Raw genomic sequence first — 15,180 nt, 5'->3', positions numbered from 1 at the left:
CGGGTAGGATCAGGCGCATGACCTCGGCAAACCTCACCGCGCGCGGGGCGGCCACGCGGGCCCGGATCGTCGAGGCCGCGGCCGACCTGCTGCTCGCGCACGGCGTCGGCGGCACCAGCCTGGACGACATCCGGGAGCGCACCGGCACCAGCAAGAGCCAGCTCTTCCACTACTTCCCCGGCGGCAAGAGCGACCTGGTCGGCGCGATCGCGGCCTTCCAGAGCGGCCGGTTCATCGAGGCCCAGCGGCCCTGGCTGGACACCCTGGACAGCTGGGCGGCCTGGGAGGGCTGGCGGGAGGCGGTGCTCGCGCACTACGCCGGGCAGCCGCACTACGGCTGCCCGGTCGGCGCGCTGGCCGCCGAGGTCGCGGGCAACGACGAGGCGCTGGCCGCCGAGCTGACCGGGCACCTGGAGCGCTGGCGCGGCTACCTGCTGGCCGGGCTGGTGCGGATGCGGGACAACGGGCTGCTGCGGGCCGAGGCCGACCCCGAGCGGCTGTCGCTGGTGCTGCTCGCGGCGTTGCAGGGCGGGAAGCTGCTCAGCCAGGGCATGCGCTCGCACGAGCCGCTGGCGGCCGCGCTGGACGGCGCGCTGGCGGCGTTGCGGAGCTGGTCAGTGGTGGCCTAGGTAGGTCAGCACCGCGCGGACCCTGCGGTGCTCGTCGGGCGTGGGTTCGAGGGTGAGCTTGGCGAAGATGTTGCCGATGTGCTTCTCCACCGCGCCGTCGGAGACCCGCAGCGTCTTGGCGATGGCCAGGTTGGAATGGCCCTCGGCCATCAGCGTCAGCACCTCGCGCTCGCGCGGGGTGAGCTGCTCCAGCGGATCGCGGCGGCGGCCGAGCAGCTGGGCGATCACGTCCGGGTCGATGCTGGTGCCGCCCGCGGCGACCCGGCGGACCGCGTCCACGAACTCGGCCACGTCGGCCACCCGCTCCTTGAGCAGGTAGCCCACCCCGGCCGCGCCGCCGCCGATCAGTTCCACCGCGTAGCGCTCCTCCACGTACTGGGAGAGCACCAGCACCGGGAAGCCGGGGTAGTGCTCCCGGACCGCCAGCGCCGCGCGCAGGCCCTCGTCGGTGAAGGTCGGCGGCATCCGCACGTCCACCACGGCCAGGTCCGGCTTGTGCTCGGTCACCAGGTCCAGCAGGTCCGCCCCGTCCCCGGTGCTGGCCACGGTGTGGATGTCGTCATCGGCCAGCAGCCGCTCGATGCCCGCCCGCAGCAGCACCGAGTCCTCGGTGATCACCACGCGCACGGCAGCTCCGCCCGGATCTTGGTCGGCCCGCCCACGGGACTGTCCACGGTCAGCACACCGTCGATGGTGGCAGCCCGGTCCGCCAGTCCGGCCAACCCACCCCCCGGTTGCGGCGTGGCGCCGCCCTTGCCGTCGTCGTAGACCTCCACCAGCACCCGGTCCCCGTGCCGCTGCACGGTCACCGCGACCGTGACCGCCTTCGCGTGCTTGGCCACGTTGGTCAGCGACTCCGCCACGATGTAGTACGCGGTGCTCTCCACCACGGTCGGCGGCCGCTGCGGCAGCTCCACCGAGACGTGCACCGGCACCGGGCAGCGACCGGCCAGCGCGGAGAGCGCGGCGTCCAGGCCGCGGTCGCCGAGCACGGCGGGATAGATGCCGCGGGCCAGGTCACGCAGCTCGGCGATGGCCTGCTTGGCCTCGGAGTGCGCGCCGTCGATGAGCACCCGCGCGGCCTCCGGGTCGGTGTCCAGCTTGGCCTTGGCGCGGCCGAGCTCCATGGCCACCGAGACCAGGCGCTGCTGGGCCCCGTCGTGCAGGTCCCGCTCGATCCGCCTGCGCTCGGCCTCGGCCGCGTCCACCCCACGGGCCCGGCTGGCCCGCAGCTCGGTCGCCTCGGTGGCCAGCGCCTGCACCGAGCTGGGCCGCAGCAGAGCCGCGGCCAGCTGGCCGTAGACCCAGCCGAGGCCGCGCAGGCCGGCCAGGCAGGGCACGGCCAGCAGCGCGCCGATGGGCACCGTCAGCAGGGACTCCCACAGGGTGTCGATGGTCCAGTTGAAGGCCAGGTTCATCTGGATGCCGCCGGGCACCGTCCAGTACCAGAACGGCGCGCTGAGGAAGGGCAGCGGCAGCACGGTCAGCACCAGCCCGAACACGAAGCCGAACAGCCGCACCGGGAACAGGACCACCAGGAAGGCCAGGTCACGCCAGGTGGCGGGGTCGGTCACCAGTCGCTTGAGCTTGGTCAGCGGACCGCCCTCCGGCAGCCTGCGGTAAGGCTGGGGCACCGCGTGGCCCATGACGATGCCCAGCCAGATCCGCTCCAGGCTGGCCGCGCCGCGGGCGAGGAAGAGGGTGGCGATGAACAGGAAGACACCCACCCAGATGATCGCGGTGCCCGCGCTGACCGCCAGCAGGGTCACGAACAGCACGAACCAGAACAGGCTCAGCGGGAACCCGGACAGCAGGTAGAGCGCGGAGCGGGCGGCGCTCTTCACGCTGTCGCCGACTCGGCGCAGGGCGGTGGTCTCCGTCATACCGCAAAGCCTGCGGCATGCCGGTCCGGCCGACCATGGAGGAGCCCTGTCACCTGGTGGTAGGGCTGTCCCCACCTCCGCGGGGGAACCGGAATGACCAGCGGCCCCCGAAGCGTTATCCTTGGTGGAAGCAGATCCACAACCCACGGGGGTGAACGGTTTCGACTCTGGACGTTGAGTCAGGGGAAGCGTGCCGGTGCAGGCAGATGACCACCGCAAGCGTCGCTGCAAAAAAATCAAGCGCCGACAACAATCAGCGCGCGTTCGCTCTCGCCGCCTGACGGTAAGAGCAACGCTGTCGGCCCGGGTGCGTCTCCGACCCGGTGCCCGGCATCAGCTAGGAGACTTACCCGCGTTCCCGGTCACGGGGAGCAACGGGGAAGCCCACAGTGACTGGGCCCGTCATGTTGGACTTGTCTGCGTGATCAACAGGGCCGAGTAGAGACACAGCAGACTGCGCACGGAGAAGTCCTGGCAAAGCGACAGAGGACCCGGGTTCGATTCCCGGCACCTCCACTCGGCCGAAGGCCGAGTCCATGCTCGCAGAAAGCGCGAGCCTGGGCTCGGCCTTCGTCATCTCACCGGGGGGCGAATCCCCGGACCCCCAGCCGGGGGCTTGCCCCCGGACCCCCATCGCCGGTGCGGGTTGCGTTGGGTGCTTGCTGCCGCTGCTGCTTCCGGCGCTTTGGCCTGTCCCGCTTCGCCGCGCGCCGCCCCGAGCTGACCAGCCTCGCCTCGCCCCGTGCCGCTTCGTCGCGCCGCCCCGCGCGCTCTTGGTCCGGCCCGGCCCGCGTCGTCCCGCGCCGTCTCGCCTTCCTTCGCCTCGCGCCGCTTCGCCCGGCGCTGCTCTGTCCGCGCCCTCTCGCCTCGTCTCGCCCGCCGTTGCCTTTCGGCTCGTCGCGTGGTGCCTCTGTGCCTGCGGGACAAGGGGATCCGGAGGTGATCGCCCTGGTGGACGGGGGGCGGGCGGTGCCTGCTTGTCCTGAGATGTTGGGTGGGCTTGGCACGCCTCGGCGGCCTGCGGAGATCGTGGGTGGGGATGGGAATGACGTGCTGGCTGGGCGGGCGCGGGTGGTGGGGGCCTCGCGGGCGGTGTTGCAGGAGCGGAGTCCGTCTTGTGGGGTGCGTCGTCGTGATGACGGGTCGTTCAGTGGGACGTTGGTTGACGGGGTGGGGGTTGCGGCGGTTTTGTTGCGGCGCAACGGGATCGAGGGCTAGTAGCGGGCGGCGTAGGCGGTGGGGGTTTCGCCGAAGATGGACTTGAAGTCTCGGGTCAGGTGGGGTTGGTCGGCGTAGCCGAGGTCGGCTGCCAGGGTTGACCAGTTGATGGGGTCGTGGTTGGCCAGGCGCTGGGTTACCTCGTGCAGGCGGTAGCGGCGGATCACCCACTTGGGGGTGGCGCCGACGTAGTCGTGGAACAGGCGCTGGAGTTGGCGGACCGTGGTTCTGTGGTGCTGGGCAAGGTCTTCCACCTTGGTGAGGGTGGGGGTGGTGGCGATGGTGTGGACTACGGCCGCGGCTTCCTCGGTTCGAGGGTCTGGGGGTGGCAGGTGGGGGCGTAGGTAGGTTTCGACCGCCTCGGTGGTCAGGGGTGGGGGTGGGCCGAAAAGGGTTGTGGCGTCCAGGGATTTGTTGGTGATGGTGCTGACCGGGGCGTTGAGGAAGGGGCGGAAGCAGCCGGGGCGGAACTGGACGCCGAAGACCTCGTCGGTGCCTGCCAGGCGTCTGAGGTGGTAGCCGGTGCGGATGCCGTTGAGGGTGACCGCGCCGGCCTGGAAGGTCAGGTGGACGTGGGGGTACGGGACGATCTTCTGCTCGTACGGGGTGGGGTAGGACCAGGCGGCTGACCAGTAGCGCTCGACGTAGGGCGCCAGGTCGGGGGACGGGGCGGCGTAGGTGTGGCGCTGGTACTGCTGCCAGGCGCCTGCCAGTTCGCGGGGGTCCCGGGGCACGCGGGGATCCTATGTCGCGTTTGTTCAATACGCGGGGTGGTGGCGTGCCTAGGTTGGGGGCATGTCTGCTGAGTACGTGGCGCTGGTTGAGGCGCCGTTGGTTGGGGTTGTGCGGAATCTGACCGCCGCGTCGCTGGGGGCGGCTACGCCTTGTGCGGAGTTCGATGTGCGGCGGTTGCTGAACCACCTGTTGTTCTGGGGGCCTTCGTTGGCGGGGGCCGGGTGGAAGGAGTCGGTGCCGCCGCCCGGGGCGGATGAGGGTGCGGTTGATCTGGTGGGGGAGGAATGGGCCGGCGCGGTGGAGGGGCAGGTTTCGCGGACTGTCGCGGCCTGGGGGCGGGATGAGGCTTGGGTGGGCATGACGTGGATGGGTGGGGAGAACCAGCTGCCCGCTGAGGTGGTCGGCGGGATGGTGGTGACCGAGCTCGCGGTGCACGCGTGGGACCTGGCGCGGGCCAGTGGGCAGGACGTGGAGCTCGACGCGGGGCTGGTCGAGTTCGTGCACGGGCAGGTGGTGGTCAGCGCGCAGCAGGGGCGGGACATGGGGGTTTACGGGCCGGAGGTGGCGGTGCCGGAGTCGGCTTCGGTGTGGGAGCGGGTGCTGGGGCTCACCGGGCGGGATCCGGGGTGGACAGCCGGGTCGTGACCAGGGTGGTGACCACCTCGCCCGCGCTGGCGGGGATCTGGGCCAGGTTGGCGCGGAAGGTTTCCAGGGGACAGGACGTCCTGCCTGCGTTGAAGTGCGGGGCGGGCGATCGTGGTGCGCCGCAGGAGTTTTCTCATGTCGCGACGCTCAGCGCGGTGTGGACGGCGGCCGGGTTGCCGAGGGCGCGCAGGATGGCGTCGGCCAGGTCGGCGCGGGGGATGCTGCCGCCGCCGGGGAGGTTGGCGCCGGTGGCGGTGCGGTAGACGCCGGTGTGCGGGGCGTTGGTCAGCCGGGGTGGGCGGATGATGGTCCAGTCGGTGTCGCTGGCCATGACCAGCTCCTCCATCCGGATCATGTCGCCCCACGGGTGCCGGAAGACGCGGCTGAGCACCGGCTTCAGCAGGTAGCGCAGGACTGGGCCGTCGCCCTCGTCGATGGCGCCCGCGGTGCTGACCACGAGCAGGCGGCGGGTGCCCTCGGCGGTCATCGCGCGCAGGATGGCGTGCGCGCTGTCGGTGCAGATCGTGGTGGGTTTGAGGTTGTTCGCGCCGAGGGCGGAGACGACCGCGTCCTGGCCGGCGAGGTGTGGGGTGAGAGCGGCCGGGTCGAGGACGTCGGCGCGCACGGTTACCAGGTTGCGGTGGCGGAACTGGAGCTTCGCCGGGTCCCTGACCACGGCGGTGACCTGGTGGTCGGCGGTGCATGCCTGCTGGACGACGCGGGCTCCGGTGCGGCCGGACGCGCCGAGAACGGTGATCTTCATGGTGCCCTCCAGTGGTTAGTGAGTGCTCACTAACCACCATGGTGGGTGAGTGTTCACTAACCTGTCAACCGTCGGCGGCGATCGGAGGGCGTGTGAGTACTCGGGACCGGATCCTGGACGCGGCGGCGGAGGTGTTGCGCACCAAGGGGCTGGCGCGGGCCACCACCAAGGAGATCGCCAAGGCGGCCGAGCTGTCCGAGGCCGCGCTGTACAAGCACTTCTCGGGCAAGACCGAGCTGTTCCTGGCGGTGCTCGGGGAGCGGGTGCCCGGCGAGCTGATCCTCCGGTTGCGGGGGCTGGACGAGTGGGTCGGGGTGGGCGACCTGCGCGGCACGCTGGTCGAGCTGGCCAGGGCGATGCTGGTGTTCTTCGGCGAGTCCTTCCCGATGGCGGCCTCGCTGTTCGCCGAGCCGGAGCTCTTCGCCGCGCACCGGGCCGTGCTGCGCGAGCAGGGCAGCGGGCCACAGTACGTCAGCCAGGCGGTGGCCGGGTTCCTGGCCGCGGAGCAGCGGGCCGGACGGGTGAGCCCGGCCGCCGATCCGGTGTCGGCGGCCGAGCTGCTCACCGGCGCGTGTGTGCAGCACGCGTTCCTGAGTCACTTCCGCGCGGGGGCGGAGTCGCTGGAGGAGGTGGCCGAGCGGCTGGTGGCCGCCCTGCTGGCCGGTCTGGCGCCGGGCCGCTAGCGGGCCGGGGTGTCGGCGAGGTCGTTGGCGGCCACGTAGCCGAAGGTCATCGCCGGGCCGAGGGTGGAGCCCGCGCCCGCGTAGCTGCGGCCCATGACCGCGCCGGTGCAGTTGCCGGAGGCCCACAGGCCGGGGATCACCGAGCCGTCCGGGCGCAGCACCCTGGCGCGGGCGTCGGTGCGCATGCCGCCCTTGGTGCCCAGGTCGCCCGGCACGATCTTCATCGCGTAGAACGGGCCTTGCTCGATCGGGGCCAGGCAGGCGTTGGGGGTGTTGGTCGGGTCGGCGTAGTAGTGGTCGTAGGCGCTGTCCCCGCGCTTGAAGTCCAGGTCGCGGCCGGCGCGGGCGAAACCGTTGAAGCGGTTGACGGTCTCGCGCAGCAGCACCGGCTGGATGCCGATCCGGGCGGCCAGCGACTCGATGCTGTCCGCCTTGGCCATCGCGCCGCTGTCGAACCAGGCCTGCGGCAGCGGCAGCAGCGGCGGGATGTCCTTGAACAGGTAGCGGTTGCGGTACTGCTGGTCGCTGATCAGCCAGGCCGGGATGTGCGAGGCGCCTGGTTCGTCCTTCTCGTACATCACGTGCACCACGTCGCTGTAGGGCGCGGCCTCGTTGACGAACCGCTTGCCCGCGCCGTTGACCAGGATGCAGCCGGGCAGGGTGCGTTCGGACAGGCAGAAGTACGGGCCCTCCGGCAGCGGGATCGCCGGGCCCCACCAGGCGTCGTCGAGCAGGTCCATCGCGGCGCCGATCCGTTGGCCCGCCTCGATTCCGGCCCCGGTGTTGGCCTTGGCGCCCACCGACCAGGAGGTGCCGATCGGCTCCTCCTGGAACTCCTTGCGCATCCGCTCGTTGTGCTCGAACCCGCCGGAGCCGACGATCACCCCGCGCCGCGCCTTCACCAGGACCTGCGCGCCGTTGCGTTGCGCCACAACGCCGATGACGCGTCCGTTCTCCACGTGCAGGTCCAGCAGCGGCGTGTTCAGCCAGACCGGGACGCCGGCGTTCATCAGCCCCGCGCGCAGTCCGCCGGCCAGCGCGCCGCCCATGGTGAGCGGTTTCTGTCCGGCCAGCCCGGCCGCGATGCCGCGGGCGACCGTCGCGCTGGCGGTGGCCACCCCGCGCGGGTGCCGGGCGATGAGGGTGAGCCACTTGTAGTCCACGCCGTAGACCACGGTGGCCGGTGGCGTTGGCATATAAGGCGGATTGAGGTTGGCCAGCTCCGCGCCGAGGATCCGGCCGTCGATCATCTGCGGCTCGATCGAGCGGCCGGCCGCGATGCCGCCGGGGAACTCGGGGTAGTAGTCGGAATAGCCCTCCATCCAGGTGAACTTCAGCGGGCTGTTGCGCTGCAGGAAGGACAGCATCGCCGGGCCATTGGCCAGGTAGGCGCGCTGGCGGGCCACCGGGATGTCGCCGACCACCCGGGCCAGGTAGGCGGCCGCCTTCTCCGGGGTGTCCGGCACGCCCGCGGCGAGCAGCACCTCGTTGTTGGGGATCCAGATCGCCGCGCCGGAGCGGGCCATCGAGCCGCCGAAGACCGCCGCCTTCTCCAGCACCACGGCCCGCAGGCCGCGCTTGGCCGCGGTCAGGGCCGCGGTCATCCCCGCGGCCCCGGCCCCGACCACCACCACGTCGAACTCCGCTGTCGCCATCGCCGCCCTCCAGAGGGTCGGGAGCCAATGTGAAACAGGTTATAGTTTCTGTGGTGGGTCATGTTCTGCCAAAAGAAGGAAGTTCTCCGGCGCGGAGTAGAACGTGTTCAGCTGAGTGATAGGACAGTCACGGTGCCGCGGGTGGTGTCCGGGACCAGTAGGCGGCGGTTGTGCTCGTCCAGCAGGAAGTCCGCGGTGCCGCCGCTGCCCAGGCCGGAGAGCAGGAGCTCGGGGTTCTCGCCGTCGCGGTCCATCCGCCAGATCGCGCCCTGGTCGTAGCTGGAGACGTAGATGGTGCCGTCCTTCGCCTGCTCGACGCCGTCGGCGGCGCGGAAGCCGGTGGCCAGGACGGTCTGGCGGCCGGTGCGCTGGTTGATCTCGACCAGGTTGCCGTAGAAGAACTCGGCGGCGAGCAGGGTGCCCGGCCGGTTGCCCACCGTGATGCCGTTGTGGATCAGGGTGCGGCGGGACGGCGCGGAGACCTCGGTCACCTTGCCGGACAAGGAGATCCGGTAGATCCGGGCGCGGGCCGGGATGTCCAGGGCCTGCGGGCTGTCGGTCGGCCAGAGCGCGCCGTTCGGGTCGCGCATCTTCTCCCTGGCGCCCATCTCGGTGACGTAGACGGCCTGGCCGCCGGGTTCGGCGACCGCGTCGTTGAGCGCGGCGACCGGGTGCGGGAAGGCGGCGGCCTCGGCCAGCACGCGCTTGGCTCCGGTGTGGTCGATCAGCCACACCCGGGTGAAGTCGGTGGCGGCCAGGAACTTTCCGGTGAAGGCCAGGCCGCGGGGGTTGTCCAGGCCGGTGGCGAAGGTGCTGACCTTGCCGGTGGCGGGGTCGAGGGTGCGGATCTCGCCGTCGTTGGCGCCGGGGGTCGGGGTGCCCTGGATGGAGATGTAGGTGGTGGCGCGCCAGGCTTGGACAGCGCTTTCCGGGCGGGGGCCGACGGGCCAGGTGACGAGGGAGGAGGGGGCGGCGGCGAGAGAGGGGGAGGCGGCGGGCTGGATGGAGGCAGCGGCGGCGGTGGCGGTGGCGGTGGCGGACGGGGTGTAGGCGGCGGGCGGGATGGCGGTGTGGGCTGCGGGTGCGGCGGTTTGGACGGTTGCGGTGGGTGCGGTGGCGTCGGCGGTTGCGGTGGGGCGGGCGGTTGAGGTGAGTGCGGTGGCGTGGGCGGCCGCGGCGGTGCCGGTGGCGGCGGGTGCCGGGGTGGTGCTGGCCGCGAGCAGGGCCGCGGCGGCCAGGGTGAGGGTGGCTGTCCGTCTCATGGGTCGCATCCTGTCCTGACTGGTCCAGACCATGCCAGGGCCGGAAGTGCAGTACCGGGTCGTCAGGAAACGGTCAGGCTACGGTCTGTCGGGCGTCAGGGTGATGGGTTGTCGTGGCAGCCTTGGCAGGTGCCGACGACGGGAAGCGGTGGCGGGGAGATGCGCTTGGACGCGATGGCCGCGACCGCGGGCACCAAGGTGCTCGTGGTGGACGACGAGCCCTACATCACCGAGCTGCTCGCCACCACGCTGCGGCTGGCCGGGTACGAGGTGCTCACCGCGGGCAGTGGGGCCGAGGCCGTGCGGGCGGCGGAGAGCGGCAATCCCGAACTGCTGATCCTGGACATCATGCTGCCCGACACCGACGGGTTCGAGCTGTGCCGGCGGCTGCGGCTGGACCGGCCGCGGCTGCCGGTGGTGTTCCTGACCGCGCGGGACTCCACCGAGGACAAGGTCCGTGGCCTCACCCTCGGCGGCGACGACTACGTGACCAAGCCCTTCAGCGTGGCCGAGGTGCTGGCCAGGGTGCAGGCCGTGCTGCGGCGGACCAGGGGCGGGCAGGAGGAGTCCTCGGCGTTGCGGTGCGGGGACCTGGTGCTGGACGAACAGGCGCACGAGGTGCACCGGGCCGGGCGGCCGCTGGAGCTCTCGCCGACGGAGTACAAGCTGTTGCGCTACCTGCTGGTCAACGCCGGACGGGTGGTGTCCAAGGCGCAGATCCTGGACCACGTGTGGCAGTACGACTTCGGCGGGGACGCGGCCGTGGTGGAGAAGTTCATCTCGCGGTTGCGGCAGAAGGTGGACGCCGAGGGGCCGCCGCTGATCAACACCGTTCGCGGCTTCGGCTACACGCTGCGCCCGGCCAAGGGCTGACGCGGTGGGCTGGCGGTTCGCCTCGCTGCGCGGGCGGTTGCTGGCCGGCACCATCCTGCTGGCCAGCGCCGGTGTGGTGGTGGTGGACGCGGCCGCCTACCTCGGGCTCCAGCACTACCTCCAGGTCCGGGTGGACCAGTCGCTGCGGGTGGTGGAGGTGCGGGTCAAGCAGGTCAACTCCGACCACCGGGAGCTGACCGCCGAGGCCATCGAGGCGATGCGCGCGCTCAGCCCCAGTGGCAGCTACTTCGCCCTGGTCGACGGCAACGGCCAGGTGATCGAGCAGGTGCCGGTGGCGCGGCCGGGCGGCCGGGAGGAGGCGCCACCGGAGCTCACCGACGAGCAGCGCCGCAGCCCCGGCGGTGAGCCGCGGACCGTGCGCAGCAAGGGTGATCCCGAGCTGGAGTACCGCGCGCTGGTCATCGGGCTGAGCCAACCGCTGAGCACGCCGGACGGCCGCTCGGCGCACACCATCGTGGCCGCCACCTCGCTGCGCCCGGACCACGAGACGCTGGCCGGGCTGGCCGGGTACGGCATCATCGCCACCCTGGTCACCGTCGGCGGTATCGCGCTGCTGTCCCTGTGCGTGCTGTGGGTCGGGCTGAAACCGTTGCGGGACATGGCCGCCAACGCCACCGCCATCGCCGCGGGCGATCACACCAGGCGGATCGGGGTGACCGGCGGCAACACCGAGGTGGACCAGCTCGCGCACGCGGTCAACCTGGCCTTCGACGCCCGGCAGCGCTCCGAGGAACGACTGCGCAGCTTCGTCGCGGACGCCTCGCACGAGCTGCGCACCCCGCTGACCACCATCCGCGGCTGGGCCGACCTCTACCTCCAGGGCGTGGACGATCCGCAGGTGGTGGAGCTGGCCATGACCCGGATCGAGGACGAGGCCACCCGGATGCACTCGCTGGTGGAGGAGCTGCTGCTGTTGGCCCGCCTGGACCAGGGCCGCCCGCTGCTGGCCGAGCCGGTGGACCTGGCCGCGCTGGCCGCGGACGCGGTGGCCGACGCGCGGGTGGTGGACCCGGAACGCGAGATCAACCTGGTGGTCAGCACGATCGACGCGGTGGTGCGCGGGGACGCCAACCGGTTGCGCCAGGTGCTGCGCAACCTGCTCGGCAACGCCCTGCAGCACACCCCGGCCGGGTCGCCGGTGCACGTCTCGGTGCGCGCGGTCGGGGCCAAGGGCGTCGGCGTGGTGGTCGCCGACGAGGGACCTGGGCTGTCCCCCGACCAACTGGGGCGGGTGTTCGAGCGGTTCTACCGGGGCGACTCCTCGCGCGGCAGGGGTGGGGCCGGGCTGGGGCTGAGCATCGTGCGGGCGATCAGCGAGGCGCACGGCGGGTCGGTCTGGGTGGACTCGCAGCCGGGGCAGGGCGCGGCGTTCACCGTGGTCATCCCGCGCGGGGAGCACGACGTCAGCAAACTGTCAGGTGACATTCGGTGAACCGGCAGGTGGCACTGGTGACCTGGAGTCGTTCCCACGAGGAGGGCTCCCGCGATGACCGAGACCATGTCCGCCCCGGCGTTCCCCACCCAGCGGCAGTGTCCGTTCCACCCGCCCCAGGAGATCGGCGAGGTGCGCGACGGCGAGCAGCCGATCAGCCGAGTGTCCTTCCCCAGCGGTGACACCGGCTGGATGGTGACCAGGCACGCCGACATCCGGGCGGTGCTCACCGATCCGCGCTTCACCGTCCGCAACCGCAGGTTCGTCTTCTCGTCGCAGAAGCAGGAAACCCCGCCGCCGCGCCGGGGCATGCTGCTGAGCATGGACGCGCCGGAGCACCCGGCCTACCGCAAGCTGCTGACCAGGGAGTTCACCGTCCGCCGGATGCAGCACCTGCGGCCGAGGATCCAGCAGATCGTGGACGAGCACCTGGACGCGATGGCGGCCAAGGGCGGCGTGGTCGACCTGGTGGAGGCGCTGGCGCTGCCGGTGCCCTCGCTGGTGATCTGCGAGCTGCTCGGCGTGCCCTACGCCGACCGCGAGCACTTCCAGACGGTCACCGCGGACCTGCTGCGGCTGGACATCACCTTCGAGCGGCGGCAGGCCGCGGTGGACGAGTTCGACCGCTACTTGGGCGTGCTGGTCAAGACCAAGCGGCTGGACCCCGGCGAGGACCTGCTCTCCGACCTGATCGCCCGCGCCGACGCCGGTGACGAGCTGCTCGACGACGAGGTGCTGGTCAGCTTCGCCTTCCTGCTGCTGGTCGCCGGGCACGAGACCACCGCGAACATGATCGGGCTGAGCACCGCGGTGCTGCTGGAGAACCCGGACCAGCTGGCCCTGCTGCGCGAGCAGCCCGAGCTGGCGGACAAGGCGGTGGAGGAGCTGCTGCGCTACCTGACCATCATCCACCTGGCCCTGCAGCGGACCGCGCTGGAGGACGTGGAGATCGGTGGGCAGCTGATCAAGAAGGGCGAGCTGGTCGCGCTGAGCGTGTCCGCGGCCAACTTCGACCCCGCGCTGCTGGATGAGGCCGACCGGCTGGACATCACCCGGCAGCCGGTGGCGCACCTGTCCTTCGGCTTCGGCCCGCACCAGTGCCTCGGCCAGCAGCTGGCCAGGATGGAGCTGCGGGTGGTGTTCAGCACGCTGTTCACCCGGTTCCCCACCCTGCGGCTGGCCGTCCCGATCTCGGAGGTGCCCTTCCGCACCGACATGGCCATCTACGGCGTGCACGAGCTGCCCGTGCGCTGGTGAGGAGGGTTCCGGCGATGAAGGTGCTGATCGATGAGGACCGCTGCTGCGGCGCGGGGAACTGCGCGCTGGCCGCGCCGGAGGTGTTCGACCAGCGGGAGGAGGACGGCATCGTGCTGCTGCTGGACCCGGCTCCCGGTGAATCCCAGCGCCCGCTGGTGGATGATGCGGTCAGCCGCTGTCCCGCGGCCGCGATCTCAGTAGTGGAGTAGACACGGTGTTGCGTCAGGTCGTCGTGGTCGGTGCCTCGGCCGCTGGGTTGACCACGGTGGAGGCCCTGCGCAGGGGCGGGTTCGAGGGCAAGGTCACGCTGGTCGGCGCGGAGCCGCACCTGCCGTACGACCGGCCACCGCTGTCCAAGCAGGTCCTCGCCGGGGACTGGGCGCCGGAGCGCGCCCGGCTGCGGGGGGAGGACCACCTCGACGGCCTGGACGTGGAACTGGTGCTGGGCAACGCCGCCACCGGCCTGGACCTCGCGCAGCGGCGGGTCGAGCTGGCCGACGGCGGCGGGCTGGGCTACGACGGGCTGGTGATCGCCACCGGCGTCACCGCCCGCTCGCTGCCCGGCGCGCAGGAGCTGGCCGGGGTGCACGTGCTGCGCACCCTGGACGACGCCCTGGCGCTGCGGGCCGAACTGCTGGCCGGGCCCAGGGTGGTCGTGGTCGGCGCCGGGCTGATCGGCTGCGAGGTGGCCGCCACCGCGCGCAAGCTCGGCGCCGAGGTGACCATCGTGGAACCGCTGGCCGCGCCGATGGAACGGGTGCTGGGCACCAGGATCGGCGGCATGATCACCCAGGTGCACGCCGACCACGGGGTGCCGGTGCGCACCGGGGTCGGGGTGGCCAGCCTGGCCGGTTCGCTGGGCCGGGTCACCGCGGTGCTGCTCGAGGACGGCACCGAGCTGCCCGCCGACGTGGTGGTGCTGGGCATCGGCGCCACCCCCGCGGTGGGCTGGTTGCAGGGCAGCGGACTGGCCGCGGGGACCGCCGGTGTGGAGTGCGACGCCACCTGCCAGGCCGCGCCGGGGGTGTACGCCGCGGGCGATGTGGCCAGCTGGCTGCACCTGGGCCTTGGCGAGCAGGTCCGGCTGGAGCACCGCACCAACGCCACCGAGCAGGCCCTCGCGGTGGCGAAGAACCTGCTCGTCGGCAACGACGGCGCCGAGCCCTACCAGCCGCTGCCGTACTTCTGGACCGACCAGTACGACCTGAAGATCCAGGGCTTCGGCCTGCCGGGCGCGCAGGACGAGGTCGAGGTGGTCGAGGGTGATCTCGAGTCGCGCAAGTTCGTCGCGCTGTACCGCCGCGCCGGTCGGGTGACCGGCGCGGTCGGCTGGAACAGCGCGCGGGCGATGCGGCCCTACCGCCAGCAGGTGCTGGACGGCATGCGGCCCGCCTGACTCAGGAGATCGGGAAGTTGCGGGCGCGGTCGCTCTGGCTCAGCTGGAGCCGGTCGCCCCAGGAGGAGAGCTGGCTGCCGTCGGAGAACTGCAGGTCCACCCGGAAGTTGAACCGCCAGGTGTCGTTGCCGTTGGGGTCGATGCGCAGGTGCAGGTTGCCGCCCTGCAACAGCTCCCAGCGGCTCGGGTTGTGGATGTACATGCCGAACGGGCCGTTGTCGCTGTGGTCGTCGAAGTCGCCGAAGGCGTTGGCCACCCTGGCCGCGGTGGTGCCGTTGCGGTCGAAGGTGGTCACCGTGATGTGGGTGTCGTGGTCCTTGTCCTCGTCGTTGGTGTGGAAGAAGACGGTGGCCCTGGTCAGGGTGGCGCCCGGCGCGGGCAGCTGACCGCTGAAGGAGGCCGCGTCCAGGGTGATCGACCTGGCCGGGACCGGCGTCGGCGTGGCCATCGCGGCCGGCGCCACGACCAGTGCGGCGGCGACGGCGGTCAGCGCGGTCAGCTTGGGCAGGACTCGCATGGTGTTTCCCCCTTGCTCGGTGTGCGGCTTGCCCGTACAGCGAATCCCTGGTCGCGTTCCGGGTGCTTCGGCAGAAGTACGTACCCGTCGCCGCGGGACCCGGTCCGGCCCCATCGGTTTCCCCGGGGTACGCCCGAATGGGCACACTGGGATAGAGGAACCTGAGCCAGTGGTGACTGGTACGGCCGCACCAGTACGGTGCTTCCTTGGG

The 15,180-nt window shown here is 71.7% G+C and carries 15 protein-coding genes and 1 other RNA gene; 9 read left to right on the top strand and 7 right to left on the bottom strand.

The genetic code is table 11. From position 1 onward, the window contains the following. The first annotated feature begins 17 nt into the window (after nucleotides 1-17). Entirely contained in the window at nucleotides 18-629 is a 612-nt protein-coding gene (locus N8J89_RS35935) for a TetR/AcrR family transcriptional regulator (protein ID WP_283661390.1), read from the top strand. Here the strand turns inward: N8J89_RS35935 and N8J89_RS35930 are convergent. Further along, on the bottom strand, nucleotides 615-1,256 hold the full coding sequence (locus N8J89_RS35930; protein ID WP_283661389.1) for a response regulator transcription factor: 642 nt from the start codon (nucleotides 1,254-1,256) through the stop codon (nucleotides 615-617). The two genes, N8J89_RS35935 and N8J89_RS35930, sit on opposite strands and share 15 nt — an antisense overlap. Beyond that, nucleotides 1,244-2,512 (bottom strand): sensor histidine kinase, encoded by a 1,269-nt coding sequence (locus N8J89_RS35925; protein WP_283661388.1) that lies wholly within the window; start codon nucleotides 2,510-2,512, stop codon nucleotides 1,244-1,246. The genes N8J89_RS35930 and N8J89_RS35925 overlap by 13 nt, the downstream gene beginning before the upstream one ends. Before the next feature lie 147 nt (nucleotides 2,513-2,659). Between N8J89_RS35925 and ssrA the strand changes: the two genes are divergently transcribed. Then, nucleotides 2,660-3,031, top strand: a transfer-messenger RNA (tmRNA) gene (gene ssrA / locus N8J89_RS35920). A gap of 695 nt (nucleotides 3,032-3,726) precedes the next feature. On the opposite strand, the gene N8J89_RS35915 is transcribed toward ssrA, so the two are convergent. Further along, entirely contained in the window at nucleotides 3,727-4,464 is a 738-nt protein-coding gene (locus N8J89_RS35915; RefSeq protein ID WP_283661387.1) for a helix-turn-helix domain-containing protein, read from the bottom strand. Between the two features lie 61 nt (nucleotides 4,465-4,525). Here N8J89_RS35915 and N8J89_RS35910 point away from each other — a divergent pair, with 61 nt between their 5' ends. After that, nucleotides 4,526-5,110 (top strand): TIGR03086 family metal-binding protein, encoded by a 585-nt coding sequence (locus N8J89_RS35910; RefSeq protein ID WP_283661386.1) that lies wholly within the window; start codon nucleotides 4,526-4,528, stop codon nucleotides 5,108-5,110. Nucleotides 5,111-5,243: 133 nt separating this feature from the next. Here the strand turns inward: N8J89_RS35910 and N8J89_RS35905 are convergent, their stop codons facing one another. Further along, the gene (locus tag N8J89_RS35905; RefSeq protein ID WP_283661385.1) at nucleotides 5,244-5,873 is read right to left on the bottom strand and encodes an NAD(P)-dependent oxidoreductase; all 630 of its coding nucleotides are present in this window, start codon (nucleotides 5,871-5,873) and stop codon (nucleotides 5,244-5,246) included. 92 nt (nucleotides 5,874-5,965) lie between these two features. Between N8J89_RS35905 and N8J89_RS35900 the strand changes: the two genes are divergently transcribed. After that, entirely contained in the window at nucleotides 5,966-6,556 is a 591-nt protein-coding gene (locus N8J89_RS35900) for a TetR/AcrR family transcriptional regulator (RefSeq protein ID WP_283661384.1), read from the top strand. Here N8J89_RS35900 and kstD read toward each other — a convergent pair. Further along, a complete protein-coding gene (kstD, locus tag N8J89_RS35895) occupies nucleotides 6,553-8,211 on the bottom strand; it encodes a 3-oxosteroid 1-dehydrogenase (RefSeq protein WP_283661383.1) in 1,659 nt (552 codons plus the stop codon). The genes N8J89_RS35900 and kstD overlap by 4 nt on opposite strands. Nucleotides 8,212-8,318: 107 nt before the next feature. Further along, entirely contained in the window at nucleotides 8,319-9,473 is a 1,155-nt protein-coding gene (locus tag N8J89_RS35890) for an SMP-30/gluconolactonase/LRE family protein (protein WP_283661382.1), read from the bottom strand. Between the two features lie 159 nt (nucleotides 9,474-9,632). Here N8J89_RS35890 and N8J89_RS35885 point away from each other — a divergent pair, with 159 nt between their 5' ends. The 5 genes from N8J89_RS35885 to N8J89_RS35865 are packed head-to-tail and all read left to right on the top strand — an operon-like array spanning nucleotide 9,633 to nucleotide 14,452. Next, nucleotides 9,633-10,346, top strand: a complete 714-nt coding sequence (locus N8J89_RS35885; RefSeq protein ID WP_502868515.1) for a response regulator transcription factor — start codon at nucleotides 9,633-9,635, stop codon at nucleotides 10,344-10,346. 4 nt (nucleotides 10,347-10,350) lie between these two features. After that, on the top strand, nucleotides 10,351-11,799 hold the full coding sequence (locus N8J89_RS35880; RefSeq protein WP_283661381.1) for a sensor histidine kinase: 1,449 nt from the start codon (nucleotides 10,351-10,353) through the stop codon (nucleotides 11,797-11,799). Nucleotides 11,800-11,853: 54 nt separating this feature from the next. Then, nucleotides 11,854-13,056: a cytochrome P450 gene (locus N8J89_RS35875; RefSeq protein WP_283661380.1), complete on the top strand. Its 1,203-nt coding sequence runs from the start codon at nucleotides 11,854-11,856 to the stop codon at nucleotides 13,054-13,056. 14 nt (nucleotides 13,057-13,070) lie between these two features. Then, complete coding sequence (locus N8J89_RS35870) at nucleotides 13,071-13,265, top strand: ferredoxin (protein ID WP_283661379.1); 195 nt, start codon at nucleotides 13,071-13,073, stop codon at nucleotides 13,263-13,265. Nucleotides 13,266-13,270: 5 nt separating this feature from the next. Beyond that, on the top strand, nucleotides 13,271-14,452 hold the full coding sequence (locus N8J89_RS35865) for an NAD(P)/FAD-dependent oxidoreductase (RefSeq protein ID WP_283661378.1): 1,182 nt from the start codon (nucleotides 13,271-13,273) through the stop codon (nucleotides 14,450-14,452). A 1-nt stretch (nucleotide 14,453) separates the two neighbouring features. On the opposite strand, the gene N8J89_RS35860 is transcribed toward N8J89_RS35865, so the two are convergent. Next, complete coding sequence (locus tag N8J89_RS35860) at nucleotides 14,454-14,969, bottom strand: hypothetical protein (protein ID WP_283661377.1); 516 nt, start codon at nucleotides 14,967-14,969, stop codon at nucleotides 14,454-14,456. Between the last annotated feature and the right edge of the window lie 211 nt (nucleotides 14,970-15,180).

The organism is Crossiella sp. CA-258035 (genome assembly GCF_030064675.1).
GTDB lineage: Bacteria > Actinomycetota > Actinomycetes > Mycobacteriales > Pseudonocardiaceae > Crossiella.
The sequence above is the reverse complement of the archived record's forward strand: the minus strand, read 5'-3'. Positions and strand labels throughout refer to the sequence as shown.